Consider the following 22,755-nt stretch of genomic DNA (forward strand, 5'->3'; position numbering starts at 1 on the left):
CAACATGCAAATTTTGCCGTTAAACCAAGGTGCGCAGAGCTTCCACGTTGAAAGGCACCAGGTCCTGAACCCGGTCATCGCGCACCTTCTGAGCCCAGGCAGGATCCACAAGCAGGGCCCGGCCGACGGCCACAAGATCAAACTCTCCTTGCTCAAGCCGCTTCAGAAGACTCTCAAGGTTAGTATTCTCGGCTCCTTTGCCTTCCGTGAAGGAGCTCATGAAGTCGCTGTCGAGCCCTACAGAGCCAACCGTGATCGTTGTTTTGCCTGTCAGTTTTTTCGTCCAGCCAGCCAGATTCAAGTCGGAGCCTTCGAACTCAGGCTCCCAGAACCGTCTAGTGGAGCAGTGGAACACATCCACACCGGCTTCCACCAGTGGGGCCAGGAATTGACCCAGCAGCTCAGGTGTCTCAGCCAGCTTGGCCGTATACACGGAGGATTTCCATTGAGAGTACCGGAATACGATAGGGAAGTCAGGTCCAACCGCACGACGGCAGGCCTCAATGACCTCTACTGCAAACCGCGTACGGCCAATCATGTCGCCGCCATACTTGTCTGTCCGCTTGTTCGTTCTCTCCCAGAAGAACTGGTCAATCAGGTAGCCATGGGCACCGTGAATTTCCACCCCGTCAAAGCCAATTCTCTTGGCATCGGCAGCTGCCTGAGCGTAAGCGTCGATGACCTGGGAAATCTCCTCTTCCGTCATCGGCTCCACAACCTTCTCCCCGAATATATTAATGCCGGAAGGGCCAATCGGCAGGGCCTCCGGGTTAGGGGAGTCACCAATCTTGCGGTCGGTTCCCACATGCCAGATCTGCGGAATAATTTTGCCCCCTGCTGTATGTACAGCCTCTACAACCTTCTTCCATCCGTTCAGGGCATCCTCACCGTGGAACCTTGGCACATTAGGGTCTCCGGTTGCTGCAGGATGGTTAATTACTGTTCCTTCCGTAATGATAAGTCCCACGCTGTTCTCAGCACGGCGCCGGTAATATTCCGCCACATCTTCGCCAGGTACGCCTCCGGGGGAGAATGAGCGGGTCATCGGGGCCATAACGATCCGGTTATCCAGCTCCAAGTTTTCCCCGCGGAAAGGGGTGAATAATGGGTTAGACATTTTGATTCCCTCCATTCAAGAAAGTGATAGGCTTATATTTTCTACACGTAGAGTATTAGCTGTTTCTGCACCATCTATTATATCGGTGTTTTCCGAAATGTAAATACGGAATTCTCCCCACTTAAACTTAAATACGGCCTTCTTCTCTTAAGACCTCCTCAAAAGCATCTACAACCGTCTCATCATAATGGGTTCCCGACAGCCGCCGGATTTCACTCATAGCCGTCTGTACGTCTGAAGCTTTGCGATACGCCCGGTCCTCGGTCATCGCATCGAACGTGTCGCTCACCGCGATAATACGCGCCTCCAGCAAAATCCCGCTGCCATGCAGCCCATGAGGATACCCGCTTCCATCCAGCCTCTCGTGGTGCTGCTCAATAATAGGCGCAATTTCCCCATAGTACGTCTCCTTGATCATCTCCGCCCCGTCGGCCGGATGTTTCTTGATCAGCTCGAACTCCTCGGGAGTTAACCTGCCGGGCTTGTTCAAGATCTCCTCGGGAATATGAATCTTGCCAATGTCATGCAGCACTGAAGCGATCGAAAGATTCTCCAGCTGCTCTTTGTTCAGCTTGAGCTTCTTGGCAATCTTCACTGCATACTCCGCCACCCGGTCACTGTGCATATAAGTGTAGCGGTCCTTTTTCTCCACCTCTTTGACTATGTTCATTAACTTGGAGATATCCTTGCTCAAATGTCTGAAGGTCGGTTCTGTGATGACCCATAAATAAGTGATGTCTGTGAGCGCGGTGAAATGAACCGGTCCCTTTAGACCTTTGGCTGTATAATAATCCTGCGGTCCAAGCTCGATCTTCTGATCATCCAGCTCACATACGAGATGTCCTGACAGTATATAAAAGAATTCCATTACATTCGGGTTGTCACTGGGGTACACGTAGAATAGCCTGTCTTTTTCTATCGTCTGGAGAAGAACCTCAACCCCATCTCCCCGGGAAAGCAGCTTTATTTCATTTTTGTCAAAATGCACTTCCTCCAGAAAAGATCCTCTCTTTCCGATTCTGAACCCGTCCATCACGATCCCCCTTATATAAGAAAAAACGAGCTCATCAACAGAACTCGTTTTTTCTCTAGATTATAACGATATTACGGGTCACAGGAAAGAGCCGGACTTTAATTTATTCCAACGACCCATACCGGGTCAATCCATACCTCGCGGTCCGCGAACTTGACCAGCTTCCAATATCGCTCAACTACAATCCCCTGCTCTGCGGCCTTATCGATCGCGTAAGAAGCCAGCTTGTAGGTCTCATCGTAGACATCGGTAATGATCTTGTTCAACTTCTCCGTATATCTTCTCGTTAATTCCTCATAGCGGTCTGACCCCTGATTGAGCTTGCTCTCCAGAGCTCCGATGCGTTGGCTCACCGCGCTGCCATCCTTGTCCTCCGGTGTGATCAACTTTGCCGTCGCCTGATCAATCTCCTGCTCAAGACCATGGATCTCCTGATCCACCTTGGCTGTCGCTTCCTGAATCTGCGCATCAATTTGAGCTGTACGCGCCGTATCATTCACGCCCGCAGCTGCGAAGGACGCCTGCTTCTGGCTCTCCAGACCAGCCACCTTGCTCTTCAGCTTCAGTTTGCGGACATCCTCCAGGTACTTGGCCTTCAGCTTGTCCGCTGCAGCCACCCCGTCTTCAATCTTCTTCTCAATCTTGTTATTGGTCTTCTCGATCAGCTCATATATCTTGTCCAGCTTCTTATCCTGGCTATCTGCGAAAGCACTTGTGCCAGAAGAAAAGATCAGCGTCAATGAGAACAGCACCGACAAAGCCTTTTTCATATTCTAATTCCTCCATTTCAATATGTAGTATGAGACCATTTCCGTCCGAATCATTGGATAACTGGTTGTCCACTTTATAATACCAGTTTCACCCAGTGATGGATACAGCAAATCCTGACGTTTTTTGTCTAAACTACCTGATGAGTCTCCCGTCTTCTTGATTTGCCTCCCCCTAGTCTGAGGGGCTCAAGTTATGTTAAGTTTGAAGGAAATTAGTGAAGCCAGGAGGACACTTATGAATACCATAGAGCCGGAAAGCCTCAAGCTGACCAGAGGAACCCTTGGCGAACTGTGTCCGATAGCCAAGACACTCGACGTGATAGGAACCAAGTGGACCTTTCTGATCATCCGTGATCTGCTGCTTGATGACACCTTACGCTTCAGCCAGCTGCTGAGATCCCTGGAAGGGATTAGCCCGAAGACGCTCGCTCTGCGTCTCAGAGAGCTGGAGAATCAGGATATTGTAGCCAGAAAGGTCTACCCGGAGGTCCCTCCCCGTGTCGAATATTCACTTACAGAGAAGGGACGGCGGCTGGAAGGAATTTTTATTGAATTGAAAAGATTTGGTTTAAGCTTGGACTAACGGAGGAGGTCCTCCACATTAGAAAGACCGCTGCAGCCCTCAAGGGGGCTAAGCGGTCTTTTTCTATGGGCAGGGCCCGAAAGCCGGTTTCCCTTAACGGGCACATTGATAACTTTTAAGTAACTATATGAATTAAATATCACTACTTCCCAAATGGAATTAATGGCGGTAAGCTATCCCTCATCAAATACATTTATTTTCGAGGAGGATTCACTTATGCTGCAAAATCAGAAAATTGTCATTATTGGGGGAAGCTCAGGCATCGGGCTTGCCACAGCTAAGAAGGCTGCTGCCCTAGGGGCAGAAGTGGTGATCGCCAGCCGGTCTGAAGATAAGCTCCGGCAAGCTGCACAGCAAATCGGGGAAGGAGCCTCCGCGTATCCACTTGATACGACCCAGGAGACCCAGGTTCAAGCCTTCTTCGAGAAAATCGGCGCTCTGAATCATCTTGTCGTAACGGCCGCGGAGACCTCAGGAGGACCTTTCCTCAGCACGGAGACCGCCCAGGCCCGTCAATTGTTCGAAAATAAATTCTGGGGCCAATACTATGCGGCCAAATATGGCGCACCGCGAATGTCCCCGAACGGCTCGCTCACCTTATTTTCTGGCGTTGTAGCCTACAAAACGATGGCAGGCTCCTCCATGCTCGGAGCCGTCAACGCCGCCGTCTCCAATCTGGCCCAGACTCTGGCACTCGAACTCGCTCCGATCCGGGTCAATGTCGTATCCCCCGGGATTATCGACACCCCTTCGCGGAGCAAAATGTCCGATGAAGCCCGCTCCCGGTTCTATGCTTCCCTTGCCCAGAAGCTTCCGGCAGGCCGTGTAGGCACAGCAGAAGATGTCGCCAAGAGTGTGCTGTATCTGATCCAGAACAGCTTTGTCACCGGCACGGTGCTGCACACCGAAGGCGGACACATTCTGATTTGACCCAGATCTGACCCGGATTTGACCTGGCCGGGCTCTGATCTGACTCTAGTCTGTCTGTGATCTGACTCTAGATCCCACAAGTAAATGCTCCTTTCATCAGCTTGGATGTTTCCCAGGTCCCCGATCCGGGCACACTCTACAAATAGGCTGAACGTTTGGAGGCATTCATGTGGATTTACATCATGGCAGGCTGCTCTGGCAAGCAGCCGGGAATAGAGAAATCCCGCTTACTCCGGGTGTAATAGCCGATCACTACGATGTGGTCATCGTGGGCGGCGGGGTGTCCGGGGCTTTATGTGCCCACGCCTTGGCCGGAGAGGGGCTGCGGGTTGCCGTTATTGACAAGGGAGCTGTAGGAAGTGGCAGTACTCTGGCCAGTATAGGGCAGCTTCAGTACTCAAGCGACATTATGCTGCATGAGCTGATTGCCCAGATCGGGCAGGATAGGGCGGTAAGCTTCTACAAGTCATGCCGGAATGCTATTGACGAGCTGGGTCATATCGCGGACAGCCTGGATTTTTCCTGTGATTTCACCCGGAGGAACAGCCTTTACTACGCGAGTGAACAGGCTCATACAGACCGGTTGAAGAAAGAATTTGAGGCCTTGAACACCCACGGCTTTCAGGCTGAATGGTGGACCGAAGGCCGGCTCAAAGCGCATTATCCCTTCTTCAGACCCGCCGCTCTCATGACCCATCATGATGCGGAGGTCAACCCACTGCGGCTCACCTTGGGAATCCTGAACAAACTTAGCCGCAAGGTGGACGTATTCGAACATGTTAAAATGACCGGGCTTCGGGATATTCCTGATGGCCTTGAGGTGCAGACCTCAGCAGGGGAGTTTCGCACTAGCCATGTAATTCTGGCTACAGGGTACGCCACTGTGCCTTATCTGAACGAACCCCGGCTGCTGCGCACCCGGTCTTATGCCATAGCGACCGAACCTGTCGCCGATCTGTCGGCCTGGAAGGACCGGGTTCTGATCTGGGAGACCCGGCGGCCCTATCTGTACATGAGGACCACACCGGAGGGGCGCATTCTCGCCGGGGGACAGGATGAAGACAAGCCTGACACCCCTGACAGCCCGGCCCTTATTGCTAATCGGGCCAGGCATTTGCTGAAGGAGGTCCAGAAGCTGTTCCCTCAGCTGGAAACCCGTATTGCCTTCGCGTGGGGTGCAGTGTTTGGCCAGTCGACTGACCATCTGCCTTTTATCGGGAGACACCCTACCATTGAAAGGCTGTATTATCTGCTGGGCTACGGGGGAAACGGCACAGTATACAGCATGGTTGGGGCTCAGGTGTTAAGGGATTTAATTGTTCAGCGTCCAAATCCCCTTGCGGAAATTGTGAGACTGGATAGATGAACAAGATCATGGTTGTTCTAAAAACAAACAGGACCGGCTATGCAGGCCGGTCCTGTTGAAGTTAGCTTCACCGTTACTCCGGGATGCTTTTGTAACGGTATTCGCTAAGCAGCACCGGCCAGCCCGCGAAAGATAGGTGCTGCGCAGGCTGGTTTTGGCGCTATTTTATCAACAATACATAATTAGTCCTTCCCCGGAACACCCGGCAGCTTGCCAAGCTTAGCAAGCCTGTTTTTCTCTTCGGCAAGCAGTTCCTCAGCCAGTTCCACCCCTTGGCCTTCCGCCGGACGGACAGCCTGCTTCACAGCCTTCTCAGTATGCTCAAGGCTGTTCTCCGCCTGCTCAATCAGCTGCCCTGTCGGATGGCTAAGAGCGGACGATACGGCAAAATGCAGCTTGTTCACCGAATTCTGAGCCTGTGCCACATTGCTGGCCGACTGCAGACTGGAATCGTAATGTTTCATGATTACAGATCCTCCCCTTCATCAGATGCTCTTGTGCACATTTAGCATGGCCTAAGGTGTAAGCATCTTATGCATGGAGAGCCGTACAAGCGTGGAAGCATCTACTACTTATTGACATATTCCGCCGCTGAGATAATGCCTTTTCCCCCCAGCAGCCGGTCTATAATCCCCTCAAGTGCGTGAAGCTTCCTCCCAAGCTCTTCTTCGGTCCATCCAAAGATACTCCGGTCGAACCAGAAGGACAGACCCACCAGCAGGAACTCGGCCGCTTCTTTCGGGTCCTCCAGCTGAAAGACCCCTTCCTCTACCCCCTGCCGCACAATCTCCGTAATAAAAGGGGTAAAAGAGGTAATCTTGGCCACCAGCCATTTCTGGTGCAGCACCGTGTTGCTCTCATCATGCAGATAGTCCAATATGGCCTGATCTGACTTCGGGGCCGGGAACCCCTCAAGCAATACTTTTCTGAGTTTAGATACAGCACTCAGTTCTGAATCCCCCGCCACATTCCGCACAAATTCCAGCCGCCCGGCAAGAGACCGCTCGTGCGCGGCAGCCGCAATCTCATCTTTGGATCTGAAATAATAGTAAAAGGTGCCCTGCGCCACCCCAACCTTCTTCACAATATCACTTACTGCGGTATTCTCGTATCCTTTGGTACTGAACAGCTCCATTGCCGCATCCAGAATCTCGTTTCGCCGCTCCTGAGGGTCCTTTGCAATCCTTGGCATCCCCAATCCTCCTTCTTAAAAAAGCTCAGCCAACAGCCGACACTCATTCATGTGATTTCTTAGTTAATCTTAAATATAATAGTTGACTGATAGTCAGTCAAAGTATTAAGATAACTTCAAAACTGACTGACAGTCAGTCAGTTTTGAAAATGCTAAAGAATGGAGTGTGTTTCTGGATGAATTCCCGTTTCTCCCTGATTTTGCTGGGCTTTTGTGCAGCCGTGGTTTCACTGGCCCAGAATCTTTACGTACCTCTGCTTCCCCAGCTGCAAGAAGATCTGCACACCACGTTCTACCTGGTGAATCTGACCGTCTCCCTGTTCACGATTGCACTTGCTGTTATGCAGGTCGTTCTGGGACCTCTAATCGATCTTAAGGGCCGCAAAACGATCCTCCTGCCCGGCATGGCTTTATATGCTGTGGCTTCCATCGGCTGCGTGTTCGCCACCTCCGTAACCGTCCTGCTGATTTTCCGCATACTGCAGGGCATTGGGGCTGCTGCGGTTCCGCTCGTAGCCGCCACGATGATTGGAGACATGTATGAAGGCAAGGAACGGGCCAAGAACATGGCAACCTATCAAATGATTCTCGGCATTGCCCCTGCCGTCGGTCCGCTTATTGGCGGATTCATCGGCAGTCAGACTGGTTATCCCGGCGCCTTCCTGTTCCTGTCTGTCAGCGCATGTCTGATGTTCATCCTGGCAGCCACAGTCCTCCCTGAGACGAAGATCAGCCAGTCTGGAGCATCCAGAAGAACCTTCACCCTGAAGAGCATGACCTCCATTTTCTCCAACAAGACTGGAGCAGCCGTACTGCTTGTAGGATTTGTCTTGTACTATATGTTTTATAACTTTATTGTCTTTCTTCCTGACCTGCTCACACACCGATACCAACTGGATGCCCGTGAGATCGGGTGGGTCTTCCTGATGCTGATGTCGTTCAGTTTCGTCGGCAGCAAGCTTAGCGGGAAATTGCAGGCTCGCATGGGGACTGTACCCAGCCTGATTCTCACCTGTCTGCTCGCTCTGGCCAGCCTTGCCTCATTCATTCTTCTCGCCGAAAATTCCCTGTTCGGACTGCTGGCGGCTCTGGCGGCAGTGGGCTTCACGGCCGGTCTGACCATGTCGGTCCCTCCTACACTGCTAACCGAGGAATTCGTGGAGGGCCGGGCTACGGCTATTGGCCTCTACAACTTCATCCGGTATCTGGGGATGGCAGCAGCCCCTCTCGTGGGGAGCCTGCTGTATGAGACTGGAGGAACAGTCCTGATGTTCGGATGTACCGCTCTGCTTATGGGCCTCGCTACTTTGTCCGCACATAGGCTGCTCAGATCAGCCGCCACGGGTCATGCCAAACTGAAGAGAGCTTAAATTTACCCCGGGACCAAGCCCTCAGCGACTCGTTGAAGGTTTGGTCCTGTTTAGATTCAAGCTCACGAAAATGCATAATTTGGAATAAAATCTCTCCAAAATGCTTGACGAATCGAAATCAGAGTGGTAAATTTTTAAACAGTTTATTAATTTATAACTAAATTATTATGTTGTGAAGCAATACGCTGACCAGAGAGGAGAAAGCAAAGCGCAATCGGAGGGTTAATATTTTGCAGAATGATAATACAGTCCTATTTGAAGTCACATCCATGTTCCGGAGTCTGCTCAAGAGCATCTCACAGGAATGGAACAAGCGCGGCAGCGCCCTTAGCCTGCCACAGTTCAAGGTCCTGTATGTACTGAGCAAAGACGGGCCGCAGATGGTATCACAAGTAGCACACGCCTTGTCCATTACGTCAGCCGCCGTAATCGGTCTGACCGACAAGCTTGTGGCGGAGGGTTATGTCAGAAAGGAACGCGCGGAGAAGGACCGGCGGGTTGTCTATATTTCCAATACAGCGAAGGGAGCCGAAGCTGTTCAGGAAATTCAGAAGGACCAGAGCGAAGCTATTACGTCCGTCTTCAAGATGCTGCCCGAGGAAGATGTTCAACATCTCCGCCGGATCTTCGGGACCATGCTTGCCCAATTAGAAAAATAAATTAGAGGTGGAAAGAAAACCGTATGGAGCATTTATCTAACAAACGAAAAATATCGATCATGATTGCGATTATGGCCGCCATGTTCTTTGCCGCAATCAACCAGACGATCACGAGCACGGCCATGCCGCGGATCATCGCCATCCTGCAAGGGATGGACTATTATACTTGGACGATCAACATTTACCTGCTGACGTCCACCATTGCTGCCGTTCTTGTCGGCAAGCTGTCCGATATTTTCGGACGCAAGCCTTTCTTGTTAATTGGTATTTTATTATTTATGGTTGGCGCGTTTATGACGGGGACCTCCTCAGATGTATTTCAATTCATCATCTACCGCGGGATTCAAGGGATCGGCGCCGGGATTATCCAATCAACTGCCTTTACAGCGGTAGGGGACCTCTTCCCTCCGCGTGAGCGCGGGAAATGGATGGGCTTCATGACAGCGATCTTCGGCTTCTCCAGTGTGCTTGGGCCAACACTGGGCGGTTATCTGGTCGATAATCTCGACTGGCACTGGCTGTTCTGGATCTTCCTGCCGCTGGGCATTGTAGCATTCATTATGATTATCATGTTGTTCCCTAAGGTCGAACGCAGACCTTCCGAGGGAATCGATTATCTCGGCTCACTGTTTATCACAACAACAATTGTACCTTTGCTGCTCGCGTTCACCTGGGCTGGTACTAAATATTCCTGGGGCTCGCAGGAAATTCTCGGACTGCTCGGCGCTTCCGTGGTGTCGGCTGCCATATTTATTTTCACGGAAGCAAAAGTCAAGAACCCCATTCTCCCGCTGCATCTTTTCAAAAACAGTGTAGTGACGATCTCCAACATCATCGGATTTATCATGAACTTCGGTCTCATGGGCGCGATGATCTATATTTCCTTCTTCGTTCAAGGCGTGCTGGGTATTACTCCAACGCTTGCGGGTTATGTGACCATGCCGATGTCCATCGTAATGGTTGTGACAAGTGCTATCGCCGGTCAGCTGATTGCCAAGAAAGGCAAATACAAGCGGTATGCCTTGATCGGAGTTCCAATCATGATCATTGGGATGACAATCATGGTGTTCATGGACAACGTGTGGACCGCCGTTCTCAGTATGGGCGTGTTCGGAATGGGGCTGGGCCTCGGGATGCCTGTATTCTCTCTGGCTACCCAGAACGCCGTCCCTCACAAAGAGCTTGGTGTGGTGACGGCCTCCACCCAGCTGTTCCGTAACCTCGGCGGTACCATCGGGATCGCAGTTATGGGTACGGTAATGTCCAACAATCTGACCAAGAACCTGAAGTCCGCCCTGACATCGGGGGACGCACCGGACTTCACTAAGGTGGACCCTGCTATAGCGAAGCAAATGCTTAAGTTCGCTAATCCGCAGGAGCTTATGAACAAGCCTGAGCTGGATAAAGCGATAGCTGCAATGCCAGCGAACGCTAAGCCGGTATTCCTTCAGATGATCGACGGCATCCGCGATGCGCTGGGAACCACGCTGTCCACCGTGTTCCTGACTGGTACACTGGTCCTTGTGCTGGCGTTCATTCTGGTGTTCTTCCTGAAGGAGCTGCCGCTGCGCACCACGAACCAAGGTGCTGGTGCAGCGGGTCCGCAGAAAGACGGCAATGCCGGAAGTGCGGGGTCTAAGCCTCACGCCCTGCCGGCAGAACAGGCGTAATACTTTCGGTTTGAAGCATAAAAGACACCGTTCGTTTGAACGGTGTCTTTTTGTGTTGCGATCAGCAGCATGATGAGCTGTGGATTTAACTTCAGGGTCTATCTCTTGAGCCGCGGGCGGAAATCCCGGACACTTCACTCGAATAAGCCCCGCTGCCTCTCCAGAGAATCCGCTCCACCCTCAATGTCTACCCGCTCTTTACATTCCTCGGGGTTTGCTAATCTTGCTTATCCCCTTAGGGATGGTTATAATTTCCATAAACGAGAACTTAGGAGGACTATTTATGCCAAGAGATAAAATCCCCCGTTAAGCCCGTGGCCCGCCATACTGGATGCACCATCCCACCTAAATTTAATCCATAAGGGAGATGCATACCATGTATACAAATGGCCCCATTGCCATGTCCAGAAATGAAAGACTGCAGCTTTGTGATGAGATCTCAGAAAGACTGCACAAGACATATCAGCAGCGTGTGCTTGCCGTCGGAGTCTACGGCTCTGTGGCACGAGGAACCGACGGACCTTACTCCGACGTTGAGATGCTGTGTGTGATGCGGGATGCCAGCGGTCCAGCCGATTTCAGCCACGAATGGTCGGCCGGTCCCTGGAAGGCAGAGGTGAATATCCTCTGTGCGGACACGCTGCTTCAAGAAGCTTCAACCGTGGAGGGCGAATGGCCGTTGACTCATGGCCCTTACTTCGCCCCTCTGTCTCTGTATGATCCAGAGAACTTCTTTCCCCTCTTGAAGAAAGCGGCAGAGTCGCCTACGGATGCCGAGTTCACCCAAGCCATTAATGAGGTTCTGGTTGGAGAGATGTGCGAGTTTATCGGTAAGCTCAGAAATACTACAGCCGAGGGCTCTTATACTTACCTGCCCTACTTAACCATGCAGTTCGCCCACTATGGGGCGATGCTGGTCGGACTGCACAACCGGAAGCTGTATACCACCGGTGCAAGGGTTCTGCCGGAGGCGGTGCAGCTGCCTGGCCAGCCGGCGGGTTATGACCAGGTCGCCCGGCTTGTCATGAGCGGAGAACTGATAGATGCCCCGAGACTGATTGAGGCGTGTGAAGAGCTGTGGAGCGGCCTGGTGCAATGGGCTGACAAGCACGGATACACCATCGCCTCCGAACGCATCCCATTCTGATGGATCGGCCATGATGGCAACTAAACAATGAACCAAGTAAGCTCCCCTTGTTTGCAAGGGGGCTTACTATGATGTACAGAGGAACTGCTAGTCTCCCGGCAGACTTCCTGGTAGGCCTTCACCTAACTCATTACGCAGATAATGGATCAGCCTGCCTGCTGCCGATCCGGCGAAATGCCCGGAAGAGCGGGAGAGAAGGCCAAAGACCATGTCGACCAGGGTCCCTCCCAGTTCACGGATCACCGTGCCTTCCGGTGCAGGCTCTACCGTGATCCGCGGCACCAGAGCAACCCCGAGACCGCTGAGCACATAATATTTTAAGGCAGTCATGCTTCCAATCTCCATTGTATCCGGCCGGGTACCTCCGCTTTCCTGAATAGCCGCCTCCAGCCTCTGTCGATACGGACATGAGGCCGCTGTAATAAGCAGGCGATGATCCTTAAAGTCTACAGGAGTCAGCAGGGGTTTGGCGGACAGAAGATGGCCAGCCGGGATAAGCGCAACGAACTCTTCCCTAAACAGAGGCTCATAATAAAGCCCTGATCCTACCTCCGGTGCCGAGCACAGGGCAAAATCAAGCTCACCCGCAAGCAGCCGCCCGCTGAGATGCGGCGTATTCCCGAATTCAATGGACACACGTACTCTCGGGTACAGATCCAGGAACCGTTTGATTAATTCCGGCAGACGGAAACTTGCCGTAGGCTCGGTTACACCAATACGGACATGCCCCGCGCTCCCCTTCTGAAGCCCGGCAATATCCTCCTCCAATTGCTCCATGTCCTGCATAATGGATAGGCTTTGTCCATACAGCAGTCTGCCTGCTTCAGTCAGCTTGATCGTCCTGCCCCGTTCCATCAGCTGAACGCCGAGCTCGGACTCCAGCTTCTGCATCTGCATCGTCACCGTAGATTGGGCATAATTCATCTCCTCCGCAGCCCGAATAAAACTGCCATGCTGTACGATCAGCTGGAAGGTCTTTAAAGCCCGTAGATCCAAAACGCAGCCCTCCCCTCTCCCTATATTCAAAAAAATTGAATTCAAACTTCATATTATTCAATTATACAAATCGAATGAGATAAATTAAAGTTACAGTTAGAACAGATAGCGAACACTCAGGAGGAATTTAAGTGAATCTGCAAAACAAAGTCGTCTTGGTTACTGGCGGAGGTACAGGTATCGGGAAGGAAGCTAGTCTAGCTCTAGCTGCACGGGGCGCGGCTGTTGTGGTGAACTATTCCCGCTCCAAGGAAGAAGCGGAAGAAGTGGCGCGCGAGATTCAGTCCGCTGGCGGAAGGGCGGCTGCTATCCAAGCGGATGTGTCCAAGGATCAAGAGGTACGCAAGATGGTACAGACGGCTGTTCAGCAATTCGGCAGCCTGGATGCCATCGTTAACAATGCGGGAATGACCTATCATATCCCGCTGGACGATCTGGAAGCAGCTACAGAAGAAATCTGGGATGAACTGTACAAAGTGAATGTACAGGGGATGTTCTTCTGTGCCAGAGCGGCTGCTCCTTATTTGAAGAAGAGCGGGGGTGCTATTGTGAACCTGGGCAGCATCGCCGGACAGACAGGTTCCGGCTCTTCCCTTCCCTACGCTGTGTCCAAAGCTGCCGTACACGGTCTGACGAAGTCGCTTGCCCGCGCGCTGGCTCCGGAAGTCCGGGTCAACTGTGTGGTGCCCGGCGCTGTTACAACAAGATGGTGGGCGGGAAGAGAGGAGCAGATGAATAAGCTCGCCCCGCAGGTTTTGCTTGAGCGCATTGCGGCCCCTGAGGATATCGCCCACTTCATCTGTTCTGTGCTGGAGCAGGAGGTCCTCACTGGACAGGTCATCACGGTGGACAGCGGACAGACGCTGTAAGTGGCCATCAGGGGAACCCGCTTATGAGTTTATGTATCTTGCTTGTAAATCAATAGTTCAACTTAATATAGTCTTGTTAGATTGCATTAAAGCTGTTGAGGAGAGGGAGAGTGCGATGAACAGTCCATGGTTGCTTTTATATGATTATAATATTTGGGCGAATAACCGATTGATCAGCCACCTTGGGTCATTGCCAGAGGAGATTTTTTCGAAAGAGGTCAATCTAGGGTTCAAATCCATTGCTGAAGTCATAACTCACCTGATTTCAGCTGATCAGTTATGGCTTACCCGTGTAACAGAAGGGAGCCCCTCCATTACTGCACCCACCATATTTTCTGACATTGAGGAGGCTGGCAAGCACATTAACATTTTGCAATCACAATTTCGTGAGCATTTAACAACAATTGATGATTTCGAGAAGAAAGTAGCCTACAGAAACAAAAATGGGCAGGAGCGCCAGAACTCGGTCTCAGAGATTATCCAGCAGGTTGTGAACCATGGAACCTATCACAGAGGCAATATTTCCACGATGCTTAGATATTTAGGTTACACAGGCGTACTAACGGATTACATTGCCTTTATTTATGAAAAAGATGGTGAGCCAATCTTATAGATTGCTCACATCATCCACCTACAGCAAAAGGAGGCTTCATTCACTGAAGCCTCCTCTTCATCTGCCAAAAGCGCTCTGGCTATCAAGCTATCTCACTCTCACACATTCTCCCCGTGCTGAGCTTCCCATCTTGCAATTTCCTCCCGGACCCGTGGGGCAACCTCGGTTCCAAGGAGCTCGATGGCCTTCATAACATCCTCGTGAGGCATCGATCCAAGCGGCACATGCAGCATGAAGCGGGTAATACCAACATGCTTGCGCAGGTTGATAATCTTCTCCGCAACGGTCTGCGGATCGCCAACATACAGCGCGCCTTCGGGTCTGCGGGCCGCATCGTAGCTTGCACGGCTGTAATGGCCCCATCCCCGCTCACGACCAATCACATTCATGCTGTATTGGGTGGATGGGAAGAACTTGTCCGCCGCAAGCTGGTTGTCTTCTGCAACGAACCCGTGCGAGTGCGAGGCGACCGGCAGCCTGGACGCATCGTGACCGGCATGGGCCGCCGCTTTCTTATAGAGCTGTACGAGCGGCGCGAACTGCAGCGGGCTGCCGCCAATAATAGCCAGCACAAGCGGAAGGCCAAGAAGTCCGGCGCGGACCACCGACTCCTGGTTCCCTCCGCTGCCAATCCATACCGGCAGCGGATCTTGAACCGGACGCGGATAAATACCGAGGTCATTAAAGGCAGGCCGATGCCCGCCCCGCCAGGTGACCTTCTCGGATTCCCTAAGCTTGAGCAGCAGCTCCAGCTTCTCATCAAATAGTTGGTCATAATCGTCCAGATCATACCCAAAGAGCGGGAACGATTCAATGAACGAGCCGCGGCCGGCCATAATTTCCGCACGTCCATTGGAGATTCCGTCCAGCGTGGCAAAGTCCTGGAATACACGCACCGGATCTGCCGAGGGTAGCACCGTAACCGCACTTGTAAGCCTGATCCGGCTGGTCTGCGCAGCCGCGGCAGCCAGAATGACCGCGGGCGAAGACGCCGCATAATCTTTCCGGTGATGCTCCCCTACACCATATACATCAAGGCCCACCTTGTCAGCGAGCACAATCTCCTCAACCACCTCGCGAATCCGCTGGGCATGGCTCATGACCTCCCCGGTCACCACATCCGGCGTTGTTTCCACAAACGTGCTTATCCCTATCTCCACCTGCAGTCCCTCCTGCTTCTAAGTTCCGTCTCTCGCCAACGCTTTCTTTCGTAAAACGACGTCAAGTCTCGGTGTCTTTATTGTGCCCTTATTGCCGCCGTGATTTCAAGTCTGGCGGGGAACCATACGAGAAAAGGGGCTGCATCAGCAGCCCCTCTACTATTTTATATTATACCTGTTCCGATCTTGAGAACCTTCCCACAAGCAGCCAGAACATAACCAGCGCAAGCACAGTAATCAGGCCCAGGATAAACAGCACTGTTCTAAACGACACCGCTTCCATCAATGCCGCCGTATAAGTAATCCCGATGGAGATAGCCACGTTAAGCACCAAATTGTAGAATCCTACAGCAGTCCCGGATTTCTCGGCAGGGATAGCACCTACACAAGAATCCAGCAATGGCGCATACATGAATGCGAAAGACCCTGAGAACAGCAGCATGGAGAGCACGTAGATGATCACCGGACTGGTGTTGAAGAGACCCGGCAGGGCCAGACTGCAGGCGATGATAACCATAGCAATGGACACGGCCTGTTTATTAGACAGGACTTTGGCAATTTTCCCGGACAGCGCTCCGACCAGAACGGCTGTAACATACCCGGGAATCAGCAGCAGCGAGATCGTATCCAGCTGAAGCCCGTAAAGCTTCTGAAGCAGGAACGGAAACATGAAGATGTACCCCAACTGAACGGAATAGATCACAAAGGCGATGGCAAGCACGGAGATGAACCTTTTATTCTGGAAAAAGGAGATCCCGATGAACGAACTCTTGCTCTTGCTGATATACATCAGGAACAAAACGGTCGCCACAACAAACAGAATGATAAACATCCAGTTGAAGTCGGTGATATACAGCATCACGGAAGTAGCGATTGCCGCAATCAGCAGCAGGCCGATGAAGTCCACATGGCTCTTCTGCGACTCCTCCTTAGGCAAATATTTTAGAATGAAGGGAAGCAGAACCAGCGACAACAGCGGGATCAGGAACAGGGCCGCCCAATTCAGGTACGTAGAAACGTAACCGCCCGTAATGGAACCGATTACAAGGGACAGCGAGTAGCTGCTTGTGCTGAGTCCAAGGAACTTCTTCTGCTCCTCTTTGGGCAGATGCTTGGTTACGTATATTACGTACAGTGTCTCGGCGGAAGCGAGACCTGCGGTCTGGATTAGTCGCGCAATAATCACCAGCATGAAGGAATGCTGAAAAATATACCCCAGCACGGAGCCGATACAGATCAGAATAATTCCCGCACTCAGCAGCTTTCTGATGCTGATCGAGTCGGCCAGAGACGCATAGACCACCGCACCGATTCCGATCACAAGTCCGGCAAGGGTAGCCTGCCAGCTCACCGCAGTTGCCGAGATGCCCAGGTCATCCGCAATTGCTACCGAGACCAGCTTGAAAGAGTTGTCAATAATTAGAGCAAACACGAAAAACAACAGGATGACAGGCACAGCCTTCTTGGCATCATAAGCCTTGGCGGGAGTCTGAGACAGGTGTTCACTTACCATTGCCATTAGCTTCAATCCTTTCCCTATATAAGATGTCTTAACTTAAGCCAGCTCGAGAGCAATCTCCATCATTTTAGTAAATGCGGTCTGTCTCTCTTCCGGCGTGGTGGCTTCCTGTCTGAAAATGTGATCGCTGATCGTCAGAATACACAGCGCGTTAACCCCGGCATGCGCCGCGTTCAAATACAATCCAGCCGATTCCATCTCGGCGCACAGAATGCCCATCTCGCTCCATCTCTTCAGAGCCGTCGGATCGGCATTATAGAAGATATCGCTTGAGAGAACGTTGCCCACATGAACCTTTTGTCCCTGACGGTCAGCAGCTTTTTTGGCCTTCTCCAACAGCTCGAAGGAAGCAGTAATCGAGTAATGGCCCGGTAAATTGAACTGGTGCGCATAATTGGAATCGGTTGCAGAACCCATTGCAAAAACAATGTCATACAAGTTCAAGTGATCTTGGATCGCCCCGGCCGAACCAATACGAATCAGGTTCTTCACGCCAAATACGTGAATCAGCTCCCAGGAATAGAGGCTCATGCTTGGTGTTCCCATTCCGGTGCCCATCACAGAGATTTTTCTGCCCTTGAAGGTGCCTGTATAACCAAGCATGCCGCGTACCTCGTTAAATTGAACGACATTGTCCAGATAAGTCTCGGCAATAAATTTTGCCCGCAGCGGATCACCCGGCAGCAGAATGGTTTCGGCGATCTCAACGCCCCCTGGCTTGATATGCGGAGTTTCTTTGTGCATGGATGTACTCACTTCCATCTCTCCTCTTTTTTACAACTAAGTATAGTTGTATGTTAAGTTGTCTAATTGATATATTAACAAAATACCACAGTAGCAACTTGTTTATCAACCACATTTTTTATAGCAAAAAGAGGCAGTCCGGCGAACACACGCCCGGGTTGGAAGCGTACGCAAAAAAAGCAGCGGCCCCCGTGGGCTCACTGCTTCTTATGTTCGTATTGTATTATTTGGTGGCGTTGATCTTAATCAAGCTGTACTGCTTCGGAATATAATACTTGTTGTATACAACCGGGTGCTGCTCATTGACATACAAGCTCTCCAGTATAAGATCACATTCCTCGCCGCCCGCCATGTTCAATTTCTGGCTTGAGGTGCTTACTGCCGTAGAACGCTTAATCTCAATAGCTGCGGAAGTGGCAAGATCATACGCCCTGTTCTCCAGAAAGTCCAACAGCCCGTCTTTATTTTGCAGATCCAAATTCATTTCGGATACGGCTTCAATCGCCATAAAAGTGAACGCAAAGCCCACCACTTCCCCCTGGCTTCTGTACCAGCGCTCAATCGCAACCACCGCGGCGGCCTTGCGGTTCAGGACCTCCTGCGTATAATCGCTCTCGAGGTCCAGCCTGAACTGCATGTCCACCTCGTCAATGTCCTCAGTATGACACTTGTACATAGGATTCCCGATTCGCTCCAGACCTACCGTCCGGTTCTTCCTCTGGGATCTGGTAATAAAGTTGCCTTTCCCGTGGATGCTCCTCACCAGCCCGTCATCTTGGAGCAGTGCCAAGGCCTGTCTCAGCGTCATCCTGCTGACCTTGAACATCTTCGCAAGCTCGGGCTCTGTCGGCAGCTGACTGTCCGCTGGAAAAGTTCCGTTCGTAATTTGTTTGAAAAGCTCATCATACACCGCCAAGTACAGCGGCTTCTTCCCTTTGGCTATCTGTTCCGGCTTAACTTCCATTTGCTCACGCACCTATATTCTCTTAATCGATAGATAAGAATAGTATACCATGAGGTGCCGGGAATTTCTTAGATATCCGTAGAGTTGATCGATAGAAACCGGGGAATGCGGCCGAGTGCGGACGGAAGCACACTTACATGATTTTCATCCGCAAACTTCACCCATTCCATGCGTACTCCCTTATCAGAAAAAGGCCTCAGCCTTTGGGCAACCTGCTCCGCCCCCTCCAGCATATCGGGAAGCTCGTCGGCCCCGATGGTAAGAAGAAGATGGACTGGGCACTCTCCCTTCCAGGCCTCTGTAAAGCTTTCGAGTTCCTTAAACAACAGGTTCTCTGCCCACCAGGTGGAGGGGCTCCCCGCGACATAATGTGTAAAAAGATGTGTTCTTGTAAATAAAGCGTGCAGGGTGAACAGCCCTCCAAGGGAGTGACCCACAATTGCCTGTCTGCTCGGGTCAACAGGCCACTCTTGGGAGATGGCCGGCTTCAGCTCATGCTCCAGAAAATAAAGGAAATCCTCCGCTTCGCCATGCGGGGGCCATGGACTGCCGTCGGGCCGAACCGGAAGAGAGGCATTGCCGGTCTGCATGGTGAAGTCGCGGCAGCGCCGGTCCGCATCGAACGGCTCTTTGGACGGATACCCGATGCCGACCACCAATATCGGACCGAAGCCCTTCGGCTTCCGCGTCTGCAGCCTTACGGTTTCCACCAGCGTCTGGAATACCGCATCTCCATCCAACGCGTAGATGACCGCATATCCATCTGGTGGGGGTTCAGCTGCCGGAATGGAGATCATGATCCGGTATTCAAGCTGCTTGCCTGAGGTCATCCGGTATTCAAAGCACCGGTCCGGAACGTATGGATTGGCCGTCATTCTGCTCATGGCGCCAGAAACCTCACAATATCATCAATGACTTTACCCTGAGCGATGAACCCGCCGCTAAGCCAATAATCACTGGCTGTCTCGTAGACCTGCCCTTTCTTGACGCCAGGCACACTCTGCCAGATTTTGCTCTCCTTCAAAGTCTTCAGTGCGGCATCTCCCAGATTGCCATCATTGATCAAGAAGATATAATCGGCATCAAGCTCGGGCAGCTTCTCCAAGGAGACCTCATAGGCACCCGACTTGACCATGTCGCTCTGGCCAAACCCCAGGTTCTTGGCAAGCACGTAACCGCTGTAATAGTCATAGTTCATGAAGAACATGCCTTTGGCGTTGAACCGGATGATCGCGGCCTTTCTGCCCTTCGCATGACCAGCCAGCTTCGTCTTGGCTGCCTCGGCCTTGGCTTCATACTCCTTCAGTACCTTCTCGGCTTCATCTGTCTTGTTCAGCAGTTTCCCCACTATCCGGATGGAGCTGGCCAAATCGTTAGATGCGCTCTTAAACACATAGGTCGGGGCAATCTTGGAATACTGCTCATAGGCCCCATTCTCCGCATAGAACGAATTGTGCAGGATGATTAGATCCGGCTTATTTGCCAAAAGCACTTCAAATGACGGCTGCCCGCTGGCAAAACCGATTTCCGGCACCCCTTCAAGCTGATCCTTCAGGTACAGCTGCGGCTGAACCCCGTTAGACCACTGCATCACCGGCTTAACCCCCAAGGCTAGCAAGGAGTCCTCCATCATCGGAGCGAACACCTTGTCAGGATTGGCCGGGATTGTCACCTCATGGCCCATCTCGTCTTGTACAGTCAGCGGATAAGCCTGATCCCCCGCTTGATCGTCTGCCTTGGCAGCTGTAGGCGCTGCCGTTGTTCCTTCGGCCCCCTCTTTCGGCGCACCCAACTCACCAGCTTTGCTGGAGCTGGAGCCGCATCCGGCCAGTACTCCCATTGCCAGCAGAAGAGCTGCCAGCAGGACCCCTACTTGCCGCATCTTACCTTGGCGCCAATTATAAACTGAATTCACTTTAATCTCTAACCCCTTCCATTGATAATAATTCTCATATGAAGGGATTATAAGTGAATGGCTGACGGGACGCCATGGACAGGAACAGGAGATGGATTTGGACTTTTCCCTGTCAGCATAAGCAGCATTTCCTCCAGCATCCGGTTGACGGCTGTAGCCGAGTATTCGAACCATGGATTAGACGGAATCAAATAGACATGCCCGCGCTTCACAGCCTCAAGCCTTTTCCACTCCTCACGGTTCTGAAGAGATAGCCAAAACATCCGGGTGACCGCATCCGGGCAGATCAGCATCAACAATCGGTCCGGATTGATCCCTGACAGCTGCTCTAACGTGATTGGCTCATTACACCGCCCTCGCATTTTAGAATGCACATGAAGTCCAAGATCCTGGTAGAGCACATCCCGGGTGCCTCTGTTGCTGTACAGATAAATTTCGTCCCCGGATACTCTTAGAGTAACGAAGATATCGTCTCCCACCGCCCGGTTCAAGCTCTTTCTGGCCTCTAAAGCTCTTATATCATAAGACCGGATCCAGTCTTCACAGCTTGCTGACTGTTCAAGCCCGGCCGCTGTTTCTCTCATCTGCCCCCTCCAATGCTCCGCTTTAACGCTGATGAGCTGTATACCGCTGTTCATAATCCTGCTAATCACAGGCTCCGGGAGCGCGCTATGGACAACCAGATAATCCGGCTTCGCGGACAACAGCTTCCGGAGGTTATCTTCATGCTCTAAATTTGAAGAACTCAAATGCACCTTGATTCTCGATTCATAGAAATAATAATAGTATGGGCTCCACTTGGGATCTAACGGAGCGGCTACAGGCACAATTCCAAGCGCAAGCAGATTCCCTGTGGCCTCCGGAGAGACGGCGGCTACCCTGCGGCGGCAATCCCGGCTATACACCGACGGTGAAACACCGACTTCTTTCTTAAACTTCCTGCTAAAATAAAACTCATCGCTATATCCCACCCTCCGCGCAATATCGCGCAGATACAGATCGGTGTCACACAGCATTTGCTTGGCCTGGCCAATCCGAAGTCCCGTTATATAGTCCAAAACACTCTGGCCGTAGGCCTTCTTGAACGCTTCCCCGAAATAATTCGGACTGAGCCCAGTCAGCTTGGCGAGATGATGAATCGTTAATGGCTCGTGAAAATGAGCGGCCATGTAATCACGGATCTCAGCCAGCGACATTCCCTTAATATCTGTACTTGCTCCACCGCCGTTTCCCTTATGCTCAAGCATATTGTACCCTCCTGTAACCAAAGATTTATTTCAATTGATATTAATTATCATTCTCATTAATATTGATAATAGAGGATAACCAGGCTGATCGCAATAACAAGAAGGAAGAGTATCCAGGGTGGATAGGGCTGTCCCTTTTGAGCGCAGGCATGACAAAAGCCACCCGGCGGGTGGCTTGCTGATCTTATTTCTCAATAGGGATCATGATGACAAATTGAGGGTCTGGGGTAAAAGGGTCCTGCTGCATCGGATACTCCTCCAGGTGGGTATACTCCCCTACATTCGGCTTATAGCCTTGGCCTTCTATCCATGCATATATCCGGGAATACGACTCGGAAATGTCCTGTTCCTTGGCGTGTTCATACCTGGCGTAAGCCGAAGCCGGAACGGTGACTGCTTCCATTCCCTCCGGAATCTCTTCAGCCCGGTCCACCAGTACGGCCGCATAATGGGTGAATCCACCCGGGATGTTCTGATAGGAGAGTCCCAGCAGCTTATCCGGATCGAGAACATGTTCGATCTCGCCCAGCCGCTGGTGCATCTCATTATGTACCTTACGGATTTCTCCTGCTGCTGCCTCAGCGAATGTCCCTGTCCACTTTAATCCCACCACCTGGAAACCCTCTTTGTTGAAAATGGAATATTCATTACCCAGCTCCAATGAAATCCCTCCCTAAATTTCACAATATTGTATATTCTATAATTTACCATATTAGCTGCCCCAAAGTGAAATAACTCTCCTACAGCCGCAATGATGTTCAAACTCTCTACTTTATAAATTGAACTTATGAAAGTTATCCTATTCAGGCGCTGCGATGCTGAGTGTTCTTACGACCCTGTTGTCTCCGGAATCCTCGAACTAGATGTCTAAGTAGGGGCATTTCGGAGACA

At 51.6% G+C, this 22,755-nt stretch carries 23 protein-coding genes; 9 read left to right on the forward strand and 14 right to left on the reverse strand.

What is annotated here, in order from left to right; all coding sequences use genetic code 11:
* Positions 1-19: 19 nt before the first annotated feature.
* The 3 genes from BN6628_RS23635 to BN6628_RS23645 all read right to left on the reverse strand — a co-directional run bounded on the left by BN6628_RS23635 (position 20) and on the right by BN6628_RS23645 (position 2,920).
* Positions 20-1,117 carry an NADH:flavin oxidoreductase gene (locus tag BN6628_RS23635; protein ID WP_235847693.1) on the reverse strand — a complete coding sequence of 366 codons (1,098 nt, stop codon included), beginning with the start codon at positions 1,115-1,117 and terminating at the stop codon, positions 20-22.
* A gap of 127 nt (positions 1,118-1,244) precedes the next feature.
* Positions 1,245-2,150: an HD domain-containing phosphohydrolase gene (locus tag BN6628_RS23640; RefSeq protein WP_068621173.1), complete on the reverse strand. Its 906-nt coding sequence runs from the start codon at positions 2,148-2,150 to the stop codon at positions 1,245-1,247.
* A 98-nt stretch (positions 2,151-2,248) separates the two neighbouring features.
* Positions 2,249-2,920, reverse strand: coding sequence for a hypothetical protein (locus BN6628_RS23645; protein WP_068621175.1), 672 nt, complete (start codon positions 2,918-2,920; stop codon positions 2,249-2,251).
* 235 nt (positions 2,921-3,155) lie between these two features.
* On the opposite strand from BN6628_RS23645, the gene BN6628_RS23650 reads away from it, so the two are divergent.
* From BN6628_RS23650 to BN6628_RS23660, 3 genes are all read left to right on the forward strand, one after another.
* Positions 3,156-3,503 (forward strand): winged helix-turn-helix transcriptional regulator, encoded by a 348-nt coding sequence (locus tag BN6628_RS23650; RefSeq protein WP_068621177.1) that lies wholly within the window; start codon positions 3,156-3,158, stop codon positions 3,501-3,503.
* Positions 3,504-3,719: 216 nt separating this feature from the next.
* Positions 3,720-4,433, forward strand: a complete 714-nt coding sequence (locus tag BN6628_RS23655) for an SDR family oxidoreductase (protein WP_068621178.1) — start codon at positions 3,720-3,722, stop codon at positions 4,431-4,433.
* Between the two features lie 169 nt (positions 4,434-4,602).
* Positions 4,603-5,799, forward strand: coding sequence for an NAD(P)/FAD-dependent oxidoreductase (locus tag BN6628_RS23660; protein ID WP_068621181.1), 1,197 nt, complete (start codon positions 4,603-4,605; stop codon positions 5,797-5,799).
* A gap of 182 nt (positions 5,800-5,981) precedes the next feature.
* Here BN6628_RS23660 and BN6628_RS23665 read toward each other — a convergent pair whose 3' ends face one another.
* Both BN6628_RS23665 and BN6628_RS23670 read right to left on the reverse strand, forming a co-directional pair.
* Complete coding sequence (locus tag BN6628_RS23665) at positions 5,982-6,263, reverse strand: hypothetical protein (protein WP_068621183.1); 282 nt, start codon at positions 6,261-6,263, stop codon at positions 5,982-5,984.
* A 104-nt stretch (positions 6,264-6,367) separates the two neighbouring features.
* Positions 6,368-6,991, reverse strand: coding sequence for a TetR/AcrR family transcriptional regulator (locus tag BN6628_RS23670; protein WP_068621186.1), 624 nt, complete (start codon positions 6,989-6,991; stop codon positions 6,368-6,370).
* A gap of 176 nt (positions 6,992-7,167) precedes the next feature.
* Between BN6628_RS23670 and BN6628_RS23675 the strand changes: the two genes are divergently transcribed.
* The 4 genes from BN6628_RS23675 (at position 7,168) to BN6628_RS23690 (ending at position 11,837) form a co-directional block, all read left to right on the forward strand.
* A complete protein-coding gene (locus tag BN6628_RS23675; protein ID WP_068621188.1) occupies positions 7,168-8,361 on the forward strand; it encodes an MFS transporter in 1,194 nt (397 codons plus the stop codon).
* 230 nt (positions 8,362-8,591) lie between these two features.
* Positions 8,592-9,020 carry a MarR family winged helix-turn-helix transcriptional regulator gene (locus BN6628_RS23680; protein ID WP_235847694.1) on the forward strand — a complete coding sequence of 143 codons (429 nt, stop codon included), beginning with the start codon at positions 8,592-8,594 and terminating at the stop codon, positions 9,018-9,020.
* A 23-nt stretch (positions 9,021-9,043) separates the two neighbouring features.
* The gene (locus BN6628_RS23685) at positions 9,044-10,690 is read left to right on the forward strand and encodes a DHA2 family efflux MFS transporter permease subunit (protein ID WP_068621190.1); all 1,647 of its coding nucleotides are present in this window, start codon (positions 9,044-9,046) and stop codon (positions 10,688-10,690) included.
* Positions 10,691-11,066: 376 nt separating this feature from the next.
* A complete protein-coding gene (locus BN6628_RS23690) occupies positions 11,067-11,837 on the forward strand; it encodes an ANT(4')-I family aminoglycoside nucleotidyltransferase (RefSeq protein ID WP_068621192.1) in 771 nt (256 codons plus the stop codon).
* Positions 11,838-11,924: 87 nt separating this feature from the next.
* On the opposite strand, the gene BN6628_RS23695 is transcribed toward BN6628_RS23690, so the two are convergent.
* Positions 11,925-12,833, reverse strand: a complete 909-nt coding sequence (locus tag BN6628_RS23695) for a LysR family transcriptional regulator (RefSeq protein ID WP_068621194.1) — start codon at positions 12,831-12,833, stop codon at positions 11,925-11,927.
* Positions 12,834-12,964: 131 nt separating this feature from the next.
* Between BN6628_RS23695 and BN6628_RS23700 the strand changes: the two genes are divergently transcribed.
* A complete protein-coding gene (locus BN6628_RS23700; protein WP_068621196.1) occupies positions 12,965-13,702 on the forward strand; it encodes an SDR family NAD(P)-dependent oxidoreductase in 738 nt (245 codons plus the stop codon).
* 115 nt (positions 13,703-13,817) lie between these two features.
* Complete coding sequence (locus tag BN6628_RS23705; RefSeq protein WP_068621198.1) at positions 13,818-14,315, forward strand: DinB family protein; 498 nt, start codon at positions 13,818-13,820, stop codon at positions 14,313-14,315.
* A gap of 98 nt (positions 14,316-14,413) precedes the next feature.
* Here the strand turns inward: BN6628_RS23705 and BN6628_RS23710 are convergent, their stop codons facing one another.
* The 8 genes from BN6628_RS23710 to BN6628_RS23745 form a co-directional block, all read right to left on the reverse strand.
* Complete coding sequence (locus BN6628_RS23710; protein ID WP_068621200.1) at positions 14,414-15,475, reverse strand: LLM class flavin-dependent oxidoreductase; 1,062 nt, start codon at positions 15,473-15,475, stop codon at positions 14,414-14,416.
* Positions 15,476-15,644: 169 nt separating this feature from the next.
* Positions 15,645-16,994: an MFS transporter gene (locus tag BN6628_RS23715; RefSeq protein ID WP_068621202.1), complete on the reverse strand. Its 1,350-nt coding sequence runs from the start codon at positions 16,992-16,994 to the stop codon at positions 15,645-15,647.
* Between the two features lie 36 nt (positions 16,995-17,030).
* On the reverse strand, positions 17,031-17,738 hold the full coding sequence (gene deoD, locus BN6628_RS23720) for a purine-nucleoside phosphorylase (protein WP_187386186.1): 708 nt from the start codon (positions 17,736-17,738) through the stop codon (positions 17,031-17,033).
* A gap of 223 nt (positions 17,739-17,961) precedes the next feature.
* Complete coding sequence (locus BN6628_RS23725) at positions 17,962-18,702, reverse strand: GntR family transcriptional regulator (RefSeq protein ID WP_068622604.1); 741 nt, start codon at positions 18,700-18,702, stop codon at positions 17,962-17,964.
* A 68-nt stretch (positions 18,703-18,770) separates the two neighbouring features.
* Positions 18,771-19,586: an alpha/beta hydrolase gene (locus BN6628_RS23730; RefSeq protein ID WP_068621204.1), complete on the reverse strand. Its 816-nt coding sequence runs from the start codon at positions 19,584-19,586 to the stop codon at positions 18,771-18,773.
* Positions 19,583-20,584, reverse strand: a complete 1,002-nt coding sequence (locus BN6628_RS23735) for an ABC transporter substrate-binding protein (protein ID WP_068622606.1) — start codon at positions 20,582-20,584, stop codon at positions 19,583-19,585. Before BN6628_RS23735 ends, BN6628_RS23730 begins: the two co-directional genes overlap by 4 nt.
* Before the next feature lie 80 nt (positions 20,585-20,664).
* Positions 20,665-21,864: a helix-turn-helix domain-containing protein gene (locus BN6628_RS23740; RefSeq protein WP_068621206.1), complete on the reverse strand. Its 1,200-nt coding sequence runs from the start codon at positions 21,862-21,864 to the stop codon at positions 20,665-20,667.
* 184 nt (positions 21,865-22,048) lie between these two features.
* Positions 22,049-22,525 (reverse strand): GyrI-like domain-containing protein, encoded by a 477-nt coding sequence (locus BN6628_RS23745; RefSeq protein WP_316245818.1) that lies wholly within the window; start codon positions 22,523-22,525, stop codon positions 22,049-22,051.
* Positions 22,526-22,755: the final 230 nt, after the last annotated feature.

It is taken from the genome of Paenibacillus tuaregi, from assembly GCF_900086655.1.
GTDB classification, from domain to species: domain Bacteria; phylum Bacillota; class Bacilli; order Paenibacillales; family Paenibacillaceae; genus Fontibacillus; species Fontibacillus tuaregi.